A 16,996-nucleotide genomic window follows, 5' to 3' on the forward strand; every position below is an offset into this window, starting at 1 on the left:
CCATAAAAGAAAAACGCAGCTATGACTAAAATAACCAACGCCAAACTTGACTGGAACGAGGCCGGAACCCCCGTATCCGGAGAGTTTGACGACGTCTATTTTTCGAACGTGAATGGATTTGAGGAGACAAGATACGTTTTTCTTCAAAAAAATCAATTACCTGAACGCTGGGATCATTTTAATCGGTCAAGATTTGTGATTGGAGAAACAGGATTCGGAACCGGGCTTAATTTTCTCGCGGCATGGCAAGCATTTGATCAGTTTCACCGTCAACATCCGCAAGCCCCCCTTCAATCACTTCATTTCATCAGTTTTGAAAAATATCCGGTGAGTCGGGATGACTTAATCAAAGCTCATCAAGCTTGGCCGGAACTGGCAGATTATGCCGCAGAACTCCAACAACATTACCCGCTGGCGGTACCGGAATGTCACCGAATCACACTCGCTGATGGGGCCGTCACGCTCGATCTGTGGTTCGGTGACATTCATGACTGTATGCCTTTAGTTCCCGTCCCTCAAGACGGCCTGATTGATGCATGGTTCCTCGATGGTTTTGCACCGAGTAAAAACCCCGACATGTGGAATCAGCAACTGTTTGACCACATGGCAAAACTAGCCAAAGCGGATGCAACTTGTGCAACATTTACAGCCGCAGGCTTTGTCCGGCGAGGATTAATCGAAGCTGGTTTTTCGATGCAAAAAGTCAAAGGGTTCGGCACTAAGCGAGAGATGTTGGTCGGCACAATCACAACACCGACCGGATTCACCAATATGCTGCCGTGGTATGCCCACCAGTCGGTTCCTGATTTAGCGGATGTGGCCATTATCGGGGGCGGCATCGCCAGCGCAACATTAGCAAAAACCTTAAGCCGCCGAGGCATTCAGGTGACGCTCTATTGCCAAGATGACCAAGCAGCACAAGGAGCATCTGGCAATCGTCAAGGTGCCATTTATCCGCTGCTGAATGCCCAACATGACCCACTGTCCCGCTTTTTTACCGCGAGTTTTCTATACGCGCGACAATTTGTCGAACAGCAGCACTGTGACGGTCTCGATTTTGATTACCAATGGTGTGGCGTGACCCAACTGATGTGGAACGAGCAAGCGCACAAAAAATTGAATCCCATAGCAACGGGGCGTTTCCCGACGGGACTGGTCACCGGTTTGGATTCACACCTGACCTCAGCAACACTTGGCTTACCTGTCACCTCAGAAAGTCTTTATTATCCGCTCGGCGGCTGGATTTGTCCCGCACAGCTCACGGAGCAACTGCTGTCAGCATTACAGGCATCCGGCCAGCTCAAAGCCCATTTCCGCACCCAAATTAATCAACTCCACTGGAATGAGCAAGCATCGGTCTGGCAACTCCATAGTGCGGATCAAATCTTCCGTCACCAATGTGTCGTCATTGCCAATGGACATCAGTTTGACCAGTTTCCCCAGACTCAAACACTTCCACTCACACAAGTCAAAGGTCAGGTCAGTCATATCCCGACCACGGAGACGCTCAAGCATCTCAACACCGTGCTCTGTTACGATGGTTATATGACACCTGCCAATCCGGCCAACCAGCAGCATTGTATTGGTGCCAGTTATGATCGCCAGAATATTGACATCCACTTTGATCCAACCGCGCAAACACAAAATCGAGATAAGCTGCAAACCTGTATACCCGACCAATCGTGGCCGGACGACGTTGATGTTTCGCAGAATCAGTCAAGACAAGGGATTCGCTGTGTCAGCCGTGATCATCTGCCTTTTGCCGGAAATCTGGGGGATTTGCAAACCATCAAGACACAATATCATGCATTGGCTACACAAACGGCTCAATCTGCCCCCAAAATTCACCATTATCCCAACCTCTACGGGATGTTAGGGCTCGGCTCCAGAGGGCTAAGCTCCGCGCCACTGCTGGCAGAGTGTCTTGCCTCTATCATGTGCGGTGATCCACTGCCGCTATCAGTCGATTTACTAGAACGCCTTCATCCCAGCCGAATGTGGATCAGAAAACTGCGCAAAGGCAAAGCCGTTATGGCGTCATAACCACCACAACCGACTCCCCTTCCAATACAAAAAATCACCCGAGGTCTCCCTTCGGGTGATGGATGTTCAGGCGAAGCTATAAATCAGATCTGGCAGCGCTTGAAATGATTATCCCTGTAATGTTTTAACCGCTTGCTCAATCTCAGCTGCAATTGCTGGGTTAATCACTTGACCTTTTTCCATGTCAAAATTGTCATAAAAGTTCGGTACGGAAACCGATGCTTTTACATCGCCACCAAAGAAACTGGCAGAAGCTGTTGCAGCCGCCAATACGGACTGAGCACCACCAGGTCCCGGAGATGTCGCCAAATAAACCGCGGGTTTACTCTTGAAGATATCCCGATCAATCCGAGTCATCCAATCAAACAAATTCTTATACGCTGCCGGATGATGGCCATTATGCTCGGCGTAAGAAATAACGAATGCATCAGCCTGCGACAAATCATCCAGAAAAGCCTTCGCGCCTTCTGCATGGCCAATCTCTTTTTCTAAATCTTCGCTGAACATCGGCACTGAATAATTGTTGACATCAAGGACCTGAACTTCAGCAGCTGCGACCAAATTTGCCGCATAAGTTGCTAATGCTTTATTAATCGAAGCTGAACTTGTACTCGCACCAAATGCAATAATTTTCACCGTTATTACCTCTTCATCATCTTAGAATAAGTTCAGAATAAGCTTTCATCGCTATGGCAACAACCGCAAAATTTGTATAGATACATTCAAATAATTAGAACGACCATCACTGCGATCTACGGTGCCTTCGCGAAATTCATCTGAGACAGCAGTCTTTCCCATAGTTGTTGGACAATCACGCGATCGGCGGGTGCTAGCTCAGAACGGGCGTTATCCAGACTGGTTTCGATCCGTGTTTTTAGCTCAGCCAGCTCGGTAACACCGTCATCTTCACATGATGCCGCAGCCAGTGAAATATGCCCACGCAGATAACCACCGGCAAAGAGTTCATCATCAGAGGCGTGGACAATGCCATCGTCGATCAATGCCAGCATTTTTTCTTCAAATTCAATAATCATTTTATACTCTTCATTGCCACTATAGTGACTGATTGTTTGACAGCACAACCATACAATAATCCTCACCGGAGTCACGGTATGATCTGTATTGATTTCTGTGTCAGCTGATATTATTTCACAACAAATAACGCTGGAGACAGCGGTTCTGTCTGATAAAAATTCCGTAATTCATCAGCAAGCAGACCAACCCGTTCGGGGAGTCCCTGACGAAGAATCTGCATCACCTCATCATGAACTTTCGCCATAAATTGCAATCGATCCGGCTCGAAGTCACCATTGAGATTGTCACAACTCACAGAGAAGGGAAAATCGGCACTGACGGAAAGAATCCATTCGTAAGCCTGAGGACGGATTTCAACCAGCTCAAACGCTGCCTGAACTTCACGAGTCCGACCATCCGGTTCATACCAATAGCCAAAATCTTCCAACATCCGTCGCTCCGGGCCTGCAACACACCAATGCGCAATTTCATGCAGCGCAGATGCGTAAAAGCCATGAGCAAAAATAATTCGGTGATAAGGAACCGAATCATCTGCCGGTAAATAAATAGGTTCATCATCCCCCGACACCAAACGCGTCTGATAACGCTCAGCAAAGGTCCGATTAAACATGTTGATTAAGTCTTGATAGCGATGAACCATGATTTACTTGATCTGTTGTAACGACGGCGTGCATTTTCCTGTTTTTCCCACGAGAGGTAAAGTCTCGCCACAAAAAAATGCCCTCTGAGGAGGGCATTCAAGAAAGATTTTACGCATAATTCGCGCAGAGAAAGCGGATCAGATTTTCGGTGTCTCAGTCACTACATCCTGATTTTGACCCCGATGACGCAGAAGATGATCCATCAAGACAATCGCCAGCATCGCTTCCGCAATCGGAACGGCACGAATACCGACACACGGATCATGACGCCCTTTGGTGATCAGTTGTGTTTCTTCGCCAGTGTTCGTGATTGTGTCACCGGGAATCGTAATACTGGAAGTTGGTTTCAGTGCGATATTGGCAACAATATCCTGCCCCGTTGAAATACCACCCAGTACACCACCGGCGTGATTACTGCCAAACCCATCCGGTGATAATGTGTCTCGGTGTTGACTGCCTTTTTGTTGGACGACCGTAAACCCATCACCGATTTCAACGCCTTTCACCGCATTGATACTCATTAATGCATGTGCAATATCCGCATCCAAACGGTCAAACACAGGCTCTCCCAAGCCAACCGGTACGGATGTCGCTACAACCTGAATTTTGGCTCCAATAGAATCGCCCTGCTTTTTCAGGTCTCGAATCAGTGCGTCAAATGGTTCAACTTTATCCACATCCGGACAGAAAAAAGCGTTGTTTTCAATTTCATCCCAGTCAACTTTGTCGATGGCGATATCACCCATTTGTGACAGATAGGCACGAATTTCAATGCCATATGCCTGCCGAAGATATTTCTTGGCGACGGCACCGCCAGCCACACGCATTGCCGTTTCACGTGCGGAAGAACGACCACCGCCGCGATAATCCCGAATGCCATACTTTTGGTGGTAAGTATAATCGGCATGTCCAGGGCGGAATTTATCTTTAATCTCGGAGTAATCTTTAGAACGCTGATCCGTATTTTCAATCAACAACCCTATCGAGGTGCCGGTTGTTTTACCCTCGAATACCCCGGACAAAATTTTCACTTCATCCGGTTCTCGTCGTTGTGTGGTATAACGAGACGTTCCCGGACGACGTCTGTCGAGATCGACTTGCAAATCTGCTTCCGTCAGTTCGAGTCCCGGAGGGCATCCGTCAACGATACATCCCAGAGCAAGACCGTGACTTTCTCCAAACGTCGTTACACGGAAATGTTGCCCGATACTATTTCCTGCCATGCACTTTCCTGTTTATTCATGTTGTGGATAACTATTTGTGAATCACTATTTTTCTTTTTAATTCGTTGTGGCTTCTGGAGAACCAATCAGGCTCATGAGACCGACATTCACAATATGTGGCCTCATAGTCGCTTGATTCTGATTTGATGTAAAGCCTCAATCCCAGCGCTTCTCACTCACCAAATCACTTTAATCACGATAGTCAGAAAAATGCTCAGCACATTCAACTAACTGTTGGCGGGTCAGCATAAAGACCCCGTGACCACCGTTGGAAAATTCCAGCCATGTAAACGGAATATCCGGATACTGTGCCATCATATGAACCATCGAATTACCGACTTCGCAGATTAAAATCCCTTGTTCCGTCAAATAATCCGGTGCATTAGCAAGGATTCGGCGGACTAATTCTAATCCATCCACCCCGGCAGCCAGACCCAGTTCCGGTTCATGTTCAAATTCCTGCGGTAACGAATCCATGTCTTCCTGATCGACATAAGGCGGATTAGAGACAATCAACTCATAAGCGGCTTTGGGTAAGTCCCTGAACAGATCAGAACGCATGGGAAATACCTGCTGTTCCAATCCATGATCCTGAATATTGATCTCAGCAACCGCCAGAGCATCGGTAGAAATATCAACGGCATCCACTTCAGCCTCGGGGAACATATGCGCACATGCAATGGCAATACAACCACTCCCCGTGCAGAGATCCATGATTTTATTCGGGGTTTCAGTCAGCCAAGGCTGAAACTGATTTTCAATCAACTCACCAATGGGAGAACGCGGTACCAGTACCCGCTCATCTACAAAAAATTCCAACCCACAAAACCAAGCCTTATTCGTCAAATAAGCAACTGGCTTACGTTCTTTAATACGCTGGATCACCCGCTCGACAATACCTGCTCTTTCACTCATCGTCAGACGAGAACTTAATACATGTGAAGGCGCATCGATCGGCAGATATAACGTGGGTAAAATCAACTGAACGGCTTCATCCCAAGCATTATCGGTCCCATGACCGTAAAATAATCCGGCAGCGTTAAAGCGGCTGACCGCCCAACGAATCATATCCTGAAGCGTATGAAGCTCAGCGACTGCCTCATCGACAAAAATCTTATCCAAAATTGCCTCCAAAAAGCGCTACAATACTGCTTATCCATCTTTAACGAACATATGAACAGCGAATGAGTGACCACGACCCATATCAGGATGATGACTCAACCCTATTCAACGATGCAGTAAAGGGCGTAAAAAAGTTGCATCAGGATACCATAGTCCGGCAACCAAACAGAAATGCCAAACACAATTTAGCACGCCGCAACATTCGTGATACCAATGATAATGAGTTCTATTTTTCTGATGAATTCGTGCCACATCTTGATCACGAGGGGCCAACGCGCTACGCACGCAGTGATGTCTCCAAATATGAGGTCAAGCGGCTACGTCAGGGGATTTATGTGCCGGATGTTTTTCTCGATATGCACGGTATGACTCAAAAAGAGGCGAAAAGAGAACTGGCGGCAATGATCGCCTACTGTATCAAAGAAGGCATCCATTGTGCCTGTGTTCAGCATGGGATTGGTAAACACATTCTGAAACAAAAAGTCCCGCTGTGGTTGGCTCAACACCCTGATGTGATGGCATTTCATCAGGCACCGCTGGTCTTTGGCGGGGATGGCGCGTTACTGGTACTGCTGGCGATTCCCGAGAAATAGGGCAAGAGCGGCGATAGACAATATAAAAGGTAACGCACTCAGCATCCTCTAGCGGATGCTAATAATTCATGTCGGTTGGAATGGTCATCGATTCTTCATTGAGTTTTGGCCGTTTACCACCGCGTCGCCGATACTGCCGCAGCTGAAACACATAAGCCAACACTTGAGCCACCGCTAAAAACAACCCGTCAGGGATCTCCTGCTCTAATTCGGTGGTATGGTAAAGCGCACGCGCCAATGGGGGGGCCGGCACAATCTCAATCTCATGTTCTCTGGCAACCTCACGGATTTTCAGGGCAAGATGATCAATACCTTTTGCGACAACAATAGGGGCTTTATCATTATTTTGCTTATACCGTAGTGCAACAGAGAAATGTTCCGGGTTGGTAATAATGACATCAGCTTGAGGTACATCAGCCATCATTCGTCGCTGTGCGGCTTCTCTTTGCAGCATCCGGATCCGACCTTTTACTTCAGGTTTCCCTTCCGTGTCTTTGTATTCATCTTTGACTTCCTGTTTGGTCATTTTTAACTGATTGGCGTGCTGCCAAATTTGGAAAGGAATATCAATGGCGACCACAATCAGTAAAGAGCAACTAATCAACAGAACGAAATTCAATAAAATCTGCAACGCGTGATAAATATTTTGCGGAAAGGCATCCAGACTCAGCTGAAATAGATCGACTTTCTGACTATCAATCAAAAAGAAAGCCGCACCGGCAACCAGTGTGACTTTCAAAATAGATTTGAGTAATTCGACCCAGCTTTGCAAACCAAACATGCGTTTCAGTCCACTAAGCGGGTTTAATTTTGACATTTTCGGACGGGCCGCTTCTGCTGAAAAAGAAATACCACCGACACCGCTTGCACCGAGGAGCGCGGCAATAAACAGCGTCACCAGAATCAATATCATCGGTAAGATCAGCGTCACCAGCGAGCCAGATAACACATCAAACAGTTTCGGCAGGTCAAAGATCTCTTCACGGCTCAAGGTAAATAGCCGCCCCATCGACACATACAAGGCTTTGGCCAACATGTCACCAAACCACATCAGTGCAATTGCCCCAACGACCAGTACCGATACGGACGCTAACTCTTTTGAGCGGGCGACCTGCCCTTTCTCTCTCGCCTGTTCCAGCCTTCGGGGCGTGGCATCTTCGGTACGTTCTTGTCCGTCAGACTCAGCCATGATCTGTCCTCCTTAAGGTGCCTGACAATTCAGTCGTATCAATCGACAGATCTGCGCCTGTCCTTGCTCCCAGAAAATCTCATAATGACTGAACAGCCCGGTAACAATGTACCAGCACAGCAATAACCCGACCATGAGCGCAAAAGCAAAACCAAGAGAAAATATATTCAGCTGTGGTGCAGCCCGTGTCATGACGCCAAACGACAGATTGACGGTCAATAAGGCAATAATGCCGGAAAGTGACATGGTCAAGGCAACTTTAAACATAATCCCAAACCACAACGCCAATTCGCGAAAGTCAACGGATGTCAGCCCCCCTTGACCAATCGGTAATGACTTAAAACTAAAGGCAATGAGTTGGAGCATCTTTAAATGCCCATCAGTGGCCAGAAAGAACATCGTCGCCAGAAACATAAAAAACTGCCCCAGTAACGGGGTATTTTGCCCGTTGGCAGGATCAACCATCGAAGCAAAGCCCAAGCTGGATTGCATCCCGATAATTTGTCCCAGCATGACAAAAGTCTGAATCATAAACTGCGTCACCGTTCCCATCGCCACACCAATAATGATTTGCTCAAAGGTAATCATGAATCCCTGTACAGAGAGCAGTTCAATATGGGTAGGAACAACCGGAATAACGGGCATCAATGCGAATGTGATCGCAAGACCAAGATAAAGGCGAACACGGGCAGTCACAAACCGGGCCCCTGTCACGGTCATCACCATCAACATGGCAGAGATCCGAGTCAGCGGCCAAAAATATGTGGCGATCCAATCTAAAATCAAGTTTGCCGGATATGTCATCACGAGCGCCTCAATAGAGGATTTGTGGTAAACGATCAATCATGGAATAAAAGAACTCCATTAAAATCCGAGTCATCCAGTGGGCAAACAACATCAACGCCAGCAATGTCACAATTAAACGGGGAAGAAAGCTAAGTGTTTGCTCGTTAATCGAGGTCGCAGCTTGAAACACGGCAACCACTAAACCGATCAATAAACCGGGCACAATGATTGCCGAAACCATTAACAATACAATCCATAAAGCATCGCGGAATATTTCAACAAAAGCTTCTGGTGTCATCGTGTCCCCCTAAAGTGCAAAGCTACCTGCGAGTGTCGATAGAATCAGATTCCATCCATCAACCAACACAAACAGCATGAGCTTGAATGGCAAAGAAACAATCATCGGAGATAACATCATCATCCCCATTGCCATCAAGACCGAAGCAACCACCAAGTCGATCACCAAAAAAGGGAGAAACAGCATAAAACCGATCTGGAAGGCTGTTTTTAACTCAGAAGTGATAAAGGCCGGAATCAATACCGTCATTTCAACATCTTGCGGGTCGGTTGCCTGAGAGCCGGACATATTGACAAACGTTTCTAAATCTTTGACCCGGGTCTGCTTGAGCATGAAAGCTCGCATCGGTTTCTGCGCCTCATCAAAGGCTTGTTTGGCATTAATCTGCTCATTGAGATAAGGCTGGATCGCGCGTTCATTCACTTGATGAAAGACCGGAGACATAATAAAAAAGGTCAGAAACAACGCAATCCCGATAATGACTTGGTTTGAGGGTGTCTGCTGCAATCCCATTGCCTGCCGCAGAATCGACATGACGACCACTATCCGGGTAAACGAGGTCATCAAAATGACTAATGCCGGCAGGAAACCGAGCATCGTCATTAAACCGAGGATTTGTAAACTAATCGAATAATCCTGACTACCGTCAGGATTGGTGGTCATGGTTATCGCAGGGATACCGGCTTGATTCGAATGCGCGGCCGTTGCTGTATTGGCAATCCCTTGTGCGGTAATACTCTGCGTGACCTGACTATTGCTGGGCTGAACGCCTCCCGGCGCCGGTGCCGCCCAAGACATCACCGAGAATAACCCTAAACACAGGACCAGCCCGAGAAGGGCCAGTCTGTTCCAATGCGATGTGATTAAATGGAAACTATATTTTATCATTCTTTTTCAGAAACCGATTAAGTTGGCCCGCAAAGGGATGCTCCCTTGTCTGGGACCCAGATGCTAACGGTTGTTCAAGCTTGGAAATCAATTGAATCGAATGGCTCGTCGCTCCGACTAAAAACTGCTCTTCTCCCGCTTGAACAACTAACAGTTTTTCTTTGGTACCAATCGGAAGTTGACGAATGATCATCAGATCTTTTTGCTGACCCAACGCTGGTAAACGCATCTTCTTGAGCAAGAATGCCAGTACCAAGATAAAGGCAATGACAAAAACCAAAGACCCCAGTGTCGTCAAAATACTCATGGAGTCACCAACCTCTGCCCAGACGGGAAAGGCACACAAAAACAGACTAAACAGGCTAATTAATCGTTTCATCAACGCATTTATCTCAGCTTCTTGATCCGTTCAGTCTGGCTAATCACATCAGTTAAACGGATACCGAACTTATCGTTCACCACCACAACTTCACCATGAGCAATCAAGGTTCCATTGACGAGGACATCCAATGATTCTCCGGCAATACGATCCAATTCGACAACCGAGCCTTGGTTCAATTGCAACAAATTACGGATACTAATTTGCGAGCGACCAACTTCCATCGAAATGGTCACTGGGATATCCATAATCGTATCCAGTTTCCGTCGCTCATCTTCTGAAATAGGCTGTGATGTATCTTTCAACTCTTCCAGCGGGGCCGCCAATATTTCATCAATATCGTCATCTGATGCCGCATTCGGGTCTTCACCCAGTGCCGCAGCCCACTCATCTGCCAGTTTTTGATCATCAATATCAGACATCTTTGCTACCTACTTTAGTCTTTTACTTCATCTTCTCTTTCAAGATCGGAAATAATATCCTCACTCAAAAAAGCCAAATCTGTCTTCACAACATCAGGACGTTTGATTTTCTGTGAGATCTGAATGGCCAGATTATCTTCCGAACGTCCCATTTTCACGCGGAAAGTCGGCAGCTCTTCCACAAACATAACTGCATGTTCAGGCATGTCGATCGGAATAACATCGCCCGCCTGCAACTCCATCAAATCTCTTAATGCCAAGACTTTTTCCAGCAAATTCACGCGGAAATTAACCGGCACATCCATGATTTCTTCACGCAGCGCCGAGCTCCAGCGAACGTCCGTTTCCATTTTATCCGATTGAACCCCTGCATCTAAAAGTTCCCGGATCGGTTCAAGCATCGAGTATGGCATGACCATATGAAAATCACCACCGCCGCCATCGACCTCAATATGAAACGAACTCACGACAATCACTTCCGTCGGACTGACAATATTCGCCATGCTTGGGTTCACTTCGGAGTCAAGGTATTCAAACTCAACCCCCATCACCGGAGACCAAGCCTCTTTATAATCTCCAAACACAATTTTCAGCAATAACTGAATGACCCGACGCTCTGTCGGTGTAAACTCACGTCCCTCGATTCTGGCGTGAAAACGGCCATCACCACCAAAGAAATTTTCCACCAAAATGAAGACCAAGCGCGCTTCCATAGTAATCAACGCGGTTCCTTTCAATGGACGGAAACGTACCATATTCAGACTGGTCGGGACATACAATGTATTTTGGTACTCCCCAAACTTCATCATTTGTACGCCGTTAATCGACACTTCGGCTGTTTTTCTCAGCATATTAAACAAGCTGATACGTAAATGACGCGCAAATCGTTCGTTAATCAACTCAAGCGTCGGCATCCGTCCCCGGACAATGCGATCCTGTGAAGAAAAATCAAAACTGGCCGCCTCATGCGAATCCGATTCAAACTCTTCTTCTTCATCATCATCGACACTATCGACGCCATGTAATAGCGCATCAATCTCGTCCTGGCTTAATAGATCAGTCACACATCACCTATTGCATTACAAAATCAGTAAACAGAACACGTTCAATCACTGGCTCACCGACCGCTTTAGTCAGCGCAGTCTGAATATCTTTCGTCGCCCGGTCACGTAACTCAATCCGACCATTGGGTGACCGTAGCTGTTCCACCGTCGCAGAAGCAAACGTCGAGAGCAGAGAACTTTCAATTAATGGGGAGTGGTAACGGGCCTGATTTTCATTATCACTACCTCGAACCATCAGCTGAACTTTGATTTGCACCATCCGATCTCGCTTATCGCCCGCCACATTAAACACGAACGGTTGAGGCAAACTGACATAAGCTACCGGTTCATTATTGTTATCCGCCTGCTCAACACTCTGCTCAGGTGCTGCACTTGGTGACTCATCATCCGACCCCATCATAAAAAATGCAGCACCGCCACCAACCATCAGCAATACCACAAGGGCGATAATGATAATCAAAAGTTTCTTTTTGCCGCCGGATGCATCGTCTGCGACACCATTTTCATCTGCCATAATTATCTCTGCATGTGCAACGTACTAATTTTTAACCTTATGCGTAATAACTAATCCCATCACGCTGTGAACTAACATCCACATCAAGTTTAACACCTGTGTCTGGATTATCATCATGAAAAACTGAATCCTGCCCCGGTAAAGCGCCCCGTCCGGAGGACTGACCTTGCCCGGAAGCAGCATAACCTTGCTGTTGATGACCACTGCCTTGGTGCTGTACAGACGTTTCACCCAACTGTACGCCTTGCTGTGACAACATGTCTCTCAAACGAGGCATGGAGTGTTCAAGAGCTTCTCTGGCTTGCGGGGTTGCCACGGTAAAATGCACCGTTGCGGCATCACCAGACATATTCATCCGAATATGCATTCGTCCAAGTTCTGGCGGATCAAGACGGATATCAATATTTTTCAAATTTTTGGACATCATCATCTGAACCCGCTCCGAAAGCTGATCGGCAGCCATTGCATCTTTTGCCAAATAAATTGACGTCGGAGTCTGGGCGGCATCGGCTCTGATATGACTCTGTACGCCCGAGGTCTGTTGACCCGCCAGCGATGACAGTTGATGGGCAATGTGTCCTTCTTTTCCCGTACCATCGTCAATCATTCCCTCAGGGCGAGCTTTACCATCTCCAAATCCAGCCAGACGCTGACGAATCCATTGCTCACGTCCGACTGCACTCGCAGATAAAGTCTGTAATGCCGCCTGAGAAGCAGCGGAATCACCGGGAAGGTTGATAAGCGAATTGGTGGAACCATCACTCTGAATCGCCTGGGTCAACGGATTCACCGGAACAGGTGTTGTCTGAGACAGTTGCTGAGCCGCAAACTGTTGTTGAGCCATATGCGTATGATGTCGCGGATCCGCTCTTGGCGGTAATTCTTGATGCAAAGATTGCAGTAGCTTTTGTGATAGCGCAGCTTTTTCCATATTGCCTTCAGTACCAGATAATGCAGCGGCCTGAGTGTGTTCAACGCCATCGGTTAGCGCCATATTCTGCATATCATCCTGATTAATAATATTCTGATTAATAATATTCTGATTTGGCACGCTGCGGATATTTGTCTCGGCAGCTATCTGATCCGGTGAAATGGTGACGTCTCGATGTACCGTATCTTTGGTCGGTACCTCGGATGAAACAGCAGCGGATGAAACAACCGATGGTCCACTGTCATTAAGTTGGGCGGATGCCTCTGTGAGCTGAGACAAATCAGCGGTCAAGGATTTCTCCCCTGTCAGTTGATGCGCATCCGATCCTTTACCTTGGGTTTGAGAAGAAGCGCTGCCCGATTCAACTTGAGACAACGGTAATTCTGAAGAGACGACCGCATTCTGAAGAGCATCGGCGTCTGTCACATTGACCGACTGCACTGTATTTGCTATGTGTTTGACAGGTTCAGTGACATCCGAGGCTGGCAATTTGTTGCCGTTTTGCGACACAAGCTGTTGTTCAGCGCCTTTAAGCCGGCTGAGTACCGCTTCCCCCTCTCCCATGGTCCGCAATGCAGCGTCTTTCTGTGCTGATGAAGCACTTTGCTCAGAAGGTTTCAAGGGAGACGGTGACGTTGTCGCATGGGATGGCGAGTTTGACTCGGGACGAGGGGCATTCAGCGCAGCGGTATCACCATCGTGCTGATGTTGTCCGCCAGATGTTTTCACGGCCGCGATTTGCGCGTCATCCACATCATCAATATTCTCAGACAAATGCTTCTGAGATTGCGTCTCAGATAAATCCACCTCAGCTTTAGACAGCTCTTTTCCAGAGACTTCTTGATCAGATAGGTCTTGATCGGATAGGCCTTGATCGGACAATAGAGCATCCGCTGACATATCACCAGCAACATCCGATCCCCCTTCGGAACCTTTCGTCTCACCGCTCTCTACTGAAGACTTTCCAGAAGCTGAATCCTCTCCCTTAAATAAAGCGGCCAGTTTGGCAAAAAAGCCACCGGACTCTTGCGACGATTCAGCGACATCACCAACAACGGCATCATCACTAACCGCTTTATGGTGAGACTGAGCTTTCTGTGTCCCCGACGTGGGCGTGAGGTTGATATTCATATCCAGTACTCTCGCAAACCAAACCTAATTGATGGTATTTGCTATCACAGACAAATGACCTTGATGCAAACAACTTGATATTAAATAAGCAAAAAGTAAGCCATATCTGTCAGAATATTCATTCGGTTAGCAGTATTGTGATGTCCGATAGGGTAAGAATTCACTTAAAATCGAGCTTTGCGGGCATACTGAATCGTTGTAAATTCATCGAGTTGCTTCTGCTCTCGTTTAATTTCAGCCTGTTGTTTTTCGGCCCGTTTCTTGTCTCGCAACCACTCATAAGAACGGCGTGTTTTGCGGACCTCAAGCCAATGTTCCTGACAGTTTTCAACTTGATCGATAAAATGCTGCTCTGCGCCTCTTTGTTTCGCAAGCGTCTCGTCTAACTGAGTTAAGAAGCGATTCAGATGTCCATACTGACTTGCCGTCAAGCCGGCTTTTCCCCGATCAATCATTTGGTGGCAATAATCCAGACGATACTGTTCAATCTGACTCACCTGACGGTAATAACCTTCAAGTTCCTGACGGGCGCTATTTAATGCGAGCACGGCTTTCTCTTCATTCTCTTTCACCTGTTCCAGCAAGAATTCCAGTGCATTTTCCATATCATTCAGAACCTATCTGCAAAACATTCTTCAACATACTGACACACATGTCATACGGCACGGTGTCTTTCATGCCTTGTTGCAGGTACATATCAATCTTCGGTTTGAGAGTAAATGCCTGATCAATTGCCGGATCAGAGCCTGGTTTATAAGCGCCAATCGACACCAGATCCTGATTTTTACGACAAACAGACAGAATTTGCCGCACTGCTTTTGACATCAGTTGATGTTCATCGGTCGTGATTTGAGGCATCACCCGACTCACCGACTTTTCAACATCAACCGCTGGATAATGACCGGCATCCGCCAGTTCCCGGGACAGAACAATATGGCCATCAAGAATGGCCCGTGACGCATCGGCAATCGGGTCCTGAAGATCATCCCCTTCCGTCAACACGGTAAAAAACGCGGTGATCGACCCCTGATCGTCACTACCGTTCCCAGCTCGCTCAACCAACGCTGGCAGTTTGGCAAAGACCGAGGGCGGATATCCTTTCGTCGCCGGTGGTTCACCGACTGAAAGCGCAATTTCCCGCTGTGCCTGAGCAAAACGGGTCAACGAATCCATCAATAATAAGACATCTAACCCTTGATCACGAAAATACTCAGCAATCGTCAGCGCGGTCTGACACCCTTTGAGGCGCATTAGCGGCGATGAATCGGCCGGTGCGGCAACCACAACGGCCCGTTGACGGCCATCGATACCTAAAATTTCATCAATAAATTCTTTAACTTCTCGCCCACGTTCACCAATGAGACCAACCACCACGACTTGAGCCGTCGTTCCGCGGGTCATCATTCCCAATGTCACGGACTTACCCACACCAGAACCGGCAAAAAGCCCGATACGCTGCCCCTTACCGACCGTCAATAATCCATTCACTGACTTCAGACCGACGTCCAGCGGCTCAGAGATTGGTTTACGCGCAAGGGGATTGATCGCGGCAGATTGAAAAGAAGCTTTATGTTCAGCATAAATCGGGCCTTTGCCATCCAGCGGCATCCCGACACCATCAATCACTCTTCCCAACAATTCCATACCGACGGGGACACCGGTATCGCCGTGAATCGGTGTTACTTTCGCCCCGGGCAAAATACCCGAGACTTGCTCACTCGGCATCAGATAAAGATGAGCGCCAGAGAAACCGACGACTTCCGCTTCAATCTCACCACTCATCGTTTCGACTTTACATAAACTGCCGATCGGTGCTTTACACCCGGTGGCTTCCAGAGTCAGTCCGACCACCCGAACGAGACGACCAGAGGCAATCGGTCGGGAGGACAATCCCTGAGTTTTGTATTGTGCGAAACGCTCTTCTAACGCTAACACGCATCACCACCATGTCGGTTTGCTTCACAGAAACTTTTCAGTGTGGTTCGGATTCGCTCTTCAATCCGGTAGCTGACACTCGATTCCCCGGCCTCAATTTCAACATCACCGCGATTGAGAGATGGCTCACTCACTAAAGTCCAGTGCCGGAAATCAAGGTCTTCTTCTCCGTAGGACTGACGAATGATCTCAACATCTTCCGAATTAAGTTTCAGTGTAATGTCATGGCCGGTAACCGGCAGTGACTCAACTGAAGATTTCACCGTATCCAGAATCACCTGAGGGTTCATCTGCACTTCAACCCGAACCACTTCTCTGACCAAAGCAAGCACCATATCGACCAGTTGACGTTCGACCTGTGCATTCATCAGTGCGAGGGGCTGGGCGAATTGATTCGCTAAATGAACAAAACTGGCGACATGTGCATCGATGATTTCCTGACCAGCCGTCAGGCCTTCACTTTGTCCGGTTTCTTGGCCTTCCTGATGCCCTGCCTGATAACCTTCTTCTTTACCTTTATCGTAACCTTGTCTGAAACCGGCTTCCTGGCCCTGATGCAGTCCTTCTTGATAAGCACCTTGACGAATCAGTTCGATTTCATCGTCCGTCAATTCCAGCGGTTCCTCTTCTACCAAACGTTCCGCTTCCGGTATCCATCCCGGATCGTATTTCAGTGCCGTGTCTTTTGCTTGACCATGTATATCCGCAGTGTAATCAGGTAGCCCCCACACTTTGGCACGCTCAACATCAGTATCCATTCCCGGACGTAAGAATCCGCGTTTTCTGTCTGACATCGTGACTC

The 16,996-nt window shown here is 47.6% G+C and carries 19 protein-coding genes; 2 read left to right on the top strand and 17 right to left on the bottom strand.

Annotated features, from left to right (window positions below; translation table 11 throughout):
• Nucleotides 1-21 precede the first annotated feature (21 nt).
• Nucleotides 22-2,043, top strand: a complete 2,022-nt coding sequence (gene mnmC, locus OCU60_RS12600) for a bifunctional tRNA (5-methylaminomethyl-2-thiouridine)(34)-methyltransferase MnmD/FAD-dependent 5-carboxymethylaminomethyl-2-thiouridine(34) oxidoreductase MnmC (RefSeq protein WP_074371570.1) — start codon at nt 22-24, stop codon at nt 2,041-2,043.
• A gap of 108 nt (nt 2,044-2,151) precedes the next feature.
• Here mnmC and OCU60_RS12605 read toward each other — a convergent pair whose 3' ends face one another.
• From OCU60_RS12605 to prmB, 5 genes are all read right to left on the bottom strand, one after another.
• Nucleotides 2,152-2,679 (bottom strand): NADPH-dependent FMN reductase, encoded by a 528-nt coding sequence (locus OCU60_RS12605; protein WP_074371571.1) that lies wholly within the window; start codon nt 2,677-2,679, stop codon nt 2,152-2,154.
• A 116-nt stretch (nt 2,680-2,795) separates the two neighbouring features.
• A complete protein-coding gene (locus tag OCU60_RS12610) occupies nt 2,796-3,077 on the bottom strand; it encodes a YfcL family protein (protein WP_074371572.1) in 282 nt (93 codons plus the stop codon).
• 110 nt (nt 3,078-3,187) lie between these two features.
• Nucleotides 3,188-3,718, bottom strand: coding sequence for an elongation factor P hydroxylase (locus OCU60_RS12615; protein ID WP_074371573.1), 531 nt, complete (start codon nt 3,716-3,718; stop codon nt 3,188-3,190).
• Nucleotides 3,719-3,856: 138 nt separating this feature from the next.
• Complete coding sequence (aroC, locus tag OCU60_RS12620) at nt 3,857-4,942, bottom strand: chorismate synthase (RefSeq protein ID WP_074371574.1); 1,086 nt, start codon at nt 4,940-4,942, stop codon at nt 3,857-3,859.
• 189 nt (nt 4,943-5,131) lie between these two features.
• Nucleotides 5,132-6,064 (bottom strand): 50S ribosomal protein L3 N(5)-glutamine methyltransferase, encoded by a 933-nt coding sequence (prmB, locus tag OCU60_RS12625; RefSeq protein WP_074371575.1) that lies wholly within the window; start codon nt 6,062-6,064, stop codon nt 5,132-5,134.
• Between the two features lie 62 nt (nt 6,065-6,126).
• Between prmB and smrB the strand changes: the two genes are divergently transcribed.
• On the top strand, nt 6,127-6,657 hold the full coding sequence (gene smrB, locus OCU60_RS12630) for an endonuclease SmrB (protein WP_074371576.1): 531 nt from the start codon (nt 6,127-6,129) through the stop codon (nt 6,655-6,657).
• Nucleotides 6,658-6,715: 58 nt separating this feature from the next.
• On the opposite strand, the gene flhB is transcribed toward smrB, so the two are convergent.
• From flhB to fliH, 12 genes are all read right to left on the bottom strand, one after another.
• The gene (gene flhB / locus OCU60_RS12635) at nt 6,716-7,846 is read right to left on the bottom strand and encodes a flagellar biosynthesis protein FlhB (RefSeq protein WP_074371577.1); all 1,131 of its coding nucleotides are present in this window, start codon (nt 7,844-7,846) and stop codon (nt 6,716-6,718) included.
• Between the two features lie 12 nt (nt 7,847-7,858).
• The gene (fliR, locus tag OCU60_RS12640) at nt 7,859-8,650 is read right to left on the bottom strand and encodes a flagellar biosynthetic protein FliR (protein ID WP_074371578.1); all 792 of its coding nucleotides are present in this window, start codon (nt 8,648-8,650) and stop codon (nt 7,859-7,861) included.
• 10 nt (nt 8,651-8,660) lie between these two features.
• A complete protein-coding gene (fliQ, locus tag OCU60_RS12645) occupies nt 8,661-8,930 on the bottom strand; it encodes a flagellar biosynthesis protein FliQ (protein ID WP_074371579.1) in 270 nt (89 codons plus the stop codon).
• Between the two features lie 9 nt (nt 8,931-8,939).
• Nucleotides 8,940-9,818, bottom strand: a complete 879-nt coding sequence (gene fliP / locus OCU60_RS12650; RefSeq protein WP_074371580.1) for a flagellar type III secretion system pore protein FliP — start codon at nt 9,816-9,818, stop codon at nt 8,940-8,942.
• Nucleotides 9,805-10,197 carry a flagellar biosynthetic protein FliO gene (gene fliO, locus OCU60_RS12655; RefSeq protein ID WP_074371581.1) on the bottom strand — a complete coding sequence of 131 codons (393 nt, stop codon included), beginning with the start codon at nt 10,195-10,197 and terminating at the stop codon, nt 9,805-9,807. The genes fliP and fliO overlap by 14 nt, the downstream gene beginning before the upstream one ends.
• 8 nt (nt 10,198-10,205) lie before the next feature.
• The gene (gene fliN / locus OCU60_RS12660) at nt 10,206-10,619 is read right to left on the bottom strand and encodes a flagellar motor switch protein FliN (protein ID WP_059121292.1); all 414 of its coding nucleotides are present in this window, start codon (nt 10,617-10,619) and stop codon (nt 10,206-10,208) included.
• Between the two features lie 14 nt (nt 10,620-10,633).
• On the bottom strand, nt 10,634-11,683 hold the full coding sequence (gene fliM / locus OCU60_RS12665) for a flagellar motor switch protein FliM (RefSeq protein ID WP_074371582.1): 1,050 nt from the start codon (nt 11,681-11,683) through the stop codon (nt 10,634-10,636).
• 7 nt (nt 11,684-11,690) lie between these two features.
• The gene (gene fliL / locus OCU60_RS12670; protein WP_074371583.1) at nt 11,691-12,197 is read right to left on the bottom strand and encodes a flagellar basal body-associated protein FliL; all 507 of its coding nucleotides are present in this window, start codon (nt 12,195-12,197) and stop codon (nt 11,691-11,693) included.
• A 37-nt stretch (nt 12,198-12,234) separates the two neighbouring features.
• On the bottom strand, nt 12,235-14,259 hold the full coding sequence (locus tag OCU60_RS12675) for a flagellar hook-length control protein FliK (protein WP_074371584.1): 2,025 nt from the start codon (nt 14,257-14,259) through the stop codon (nt 12,235-12,237).
• A 164-nt stretch (nt 14,260-14,423) separates the two neighbouring features.
• Nucleotides 14,424-14,864: a flagellar export protein FliJ gene (gene fliJ / locus OCU60_RS12680; RefSeq protein ID WP_074371585.1), complete on the bottom strand. Its 441-nt coding sequence runs from the start codon at nt 14,862-14,864 to the stop codon at nt 14,424-14,426.
• Nucleotide 14,865: 1 nt separating this feature from the next.
• A complete protein-coding gene (gene fliI / locus OCU60_RS12685; RefSeq protein ID WP_074371586.1) occupies nt 14,866-16,194 on the bottom strand; it encodes a flagellar protein export ATPase FliI in 1,329 nt (442 codons plus the stop codon).
• Complete coding sequence (fliH, locus tag OCU60_RS12690) at nt 16,188-16,988, bottom strand: flagellar assembly protein FliH (protein ID WP_074371587.1); 801 nt, start codon at nt 16,986-16,988, stop codon at nt 16,188-16,190. The genes fliI and fliH overlap by 7 nt, the downstream gene beginning before the upstream one ends.
• Nucleotides 16,989-16,996 lie beyond the last annotated feature (8 nt).

This window comes from Vibrio spartinae (assembly GCF_024347135.1).
GTDB classification, from domain to species: Bacteria; Pseudomonadota; Gammaproteobacteria; order Enterobacterales; family Vibrionaceae; genus Vibrio; species Vibrio spartinae.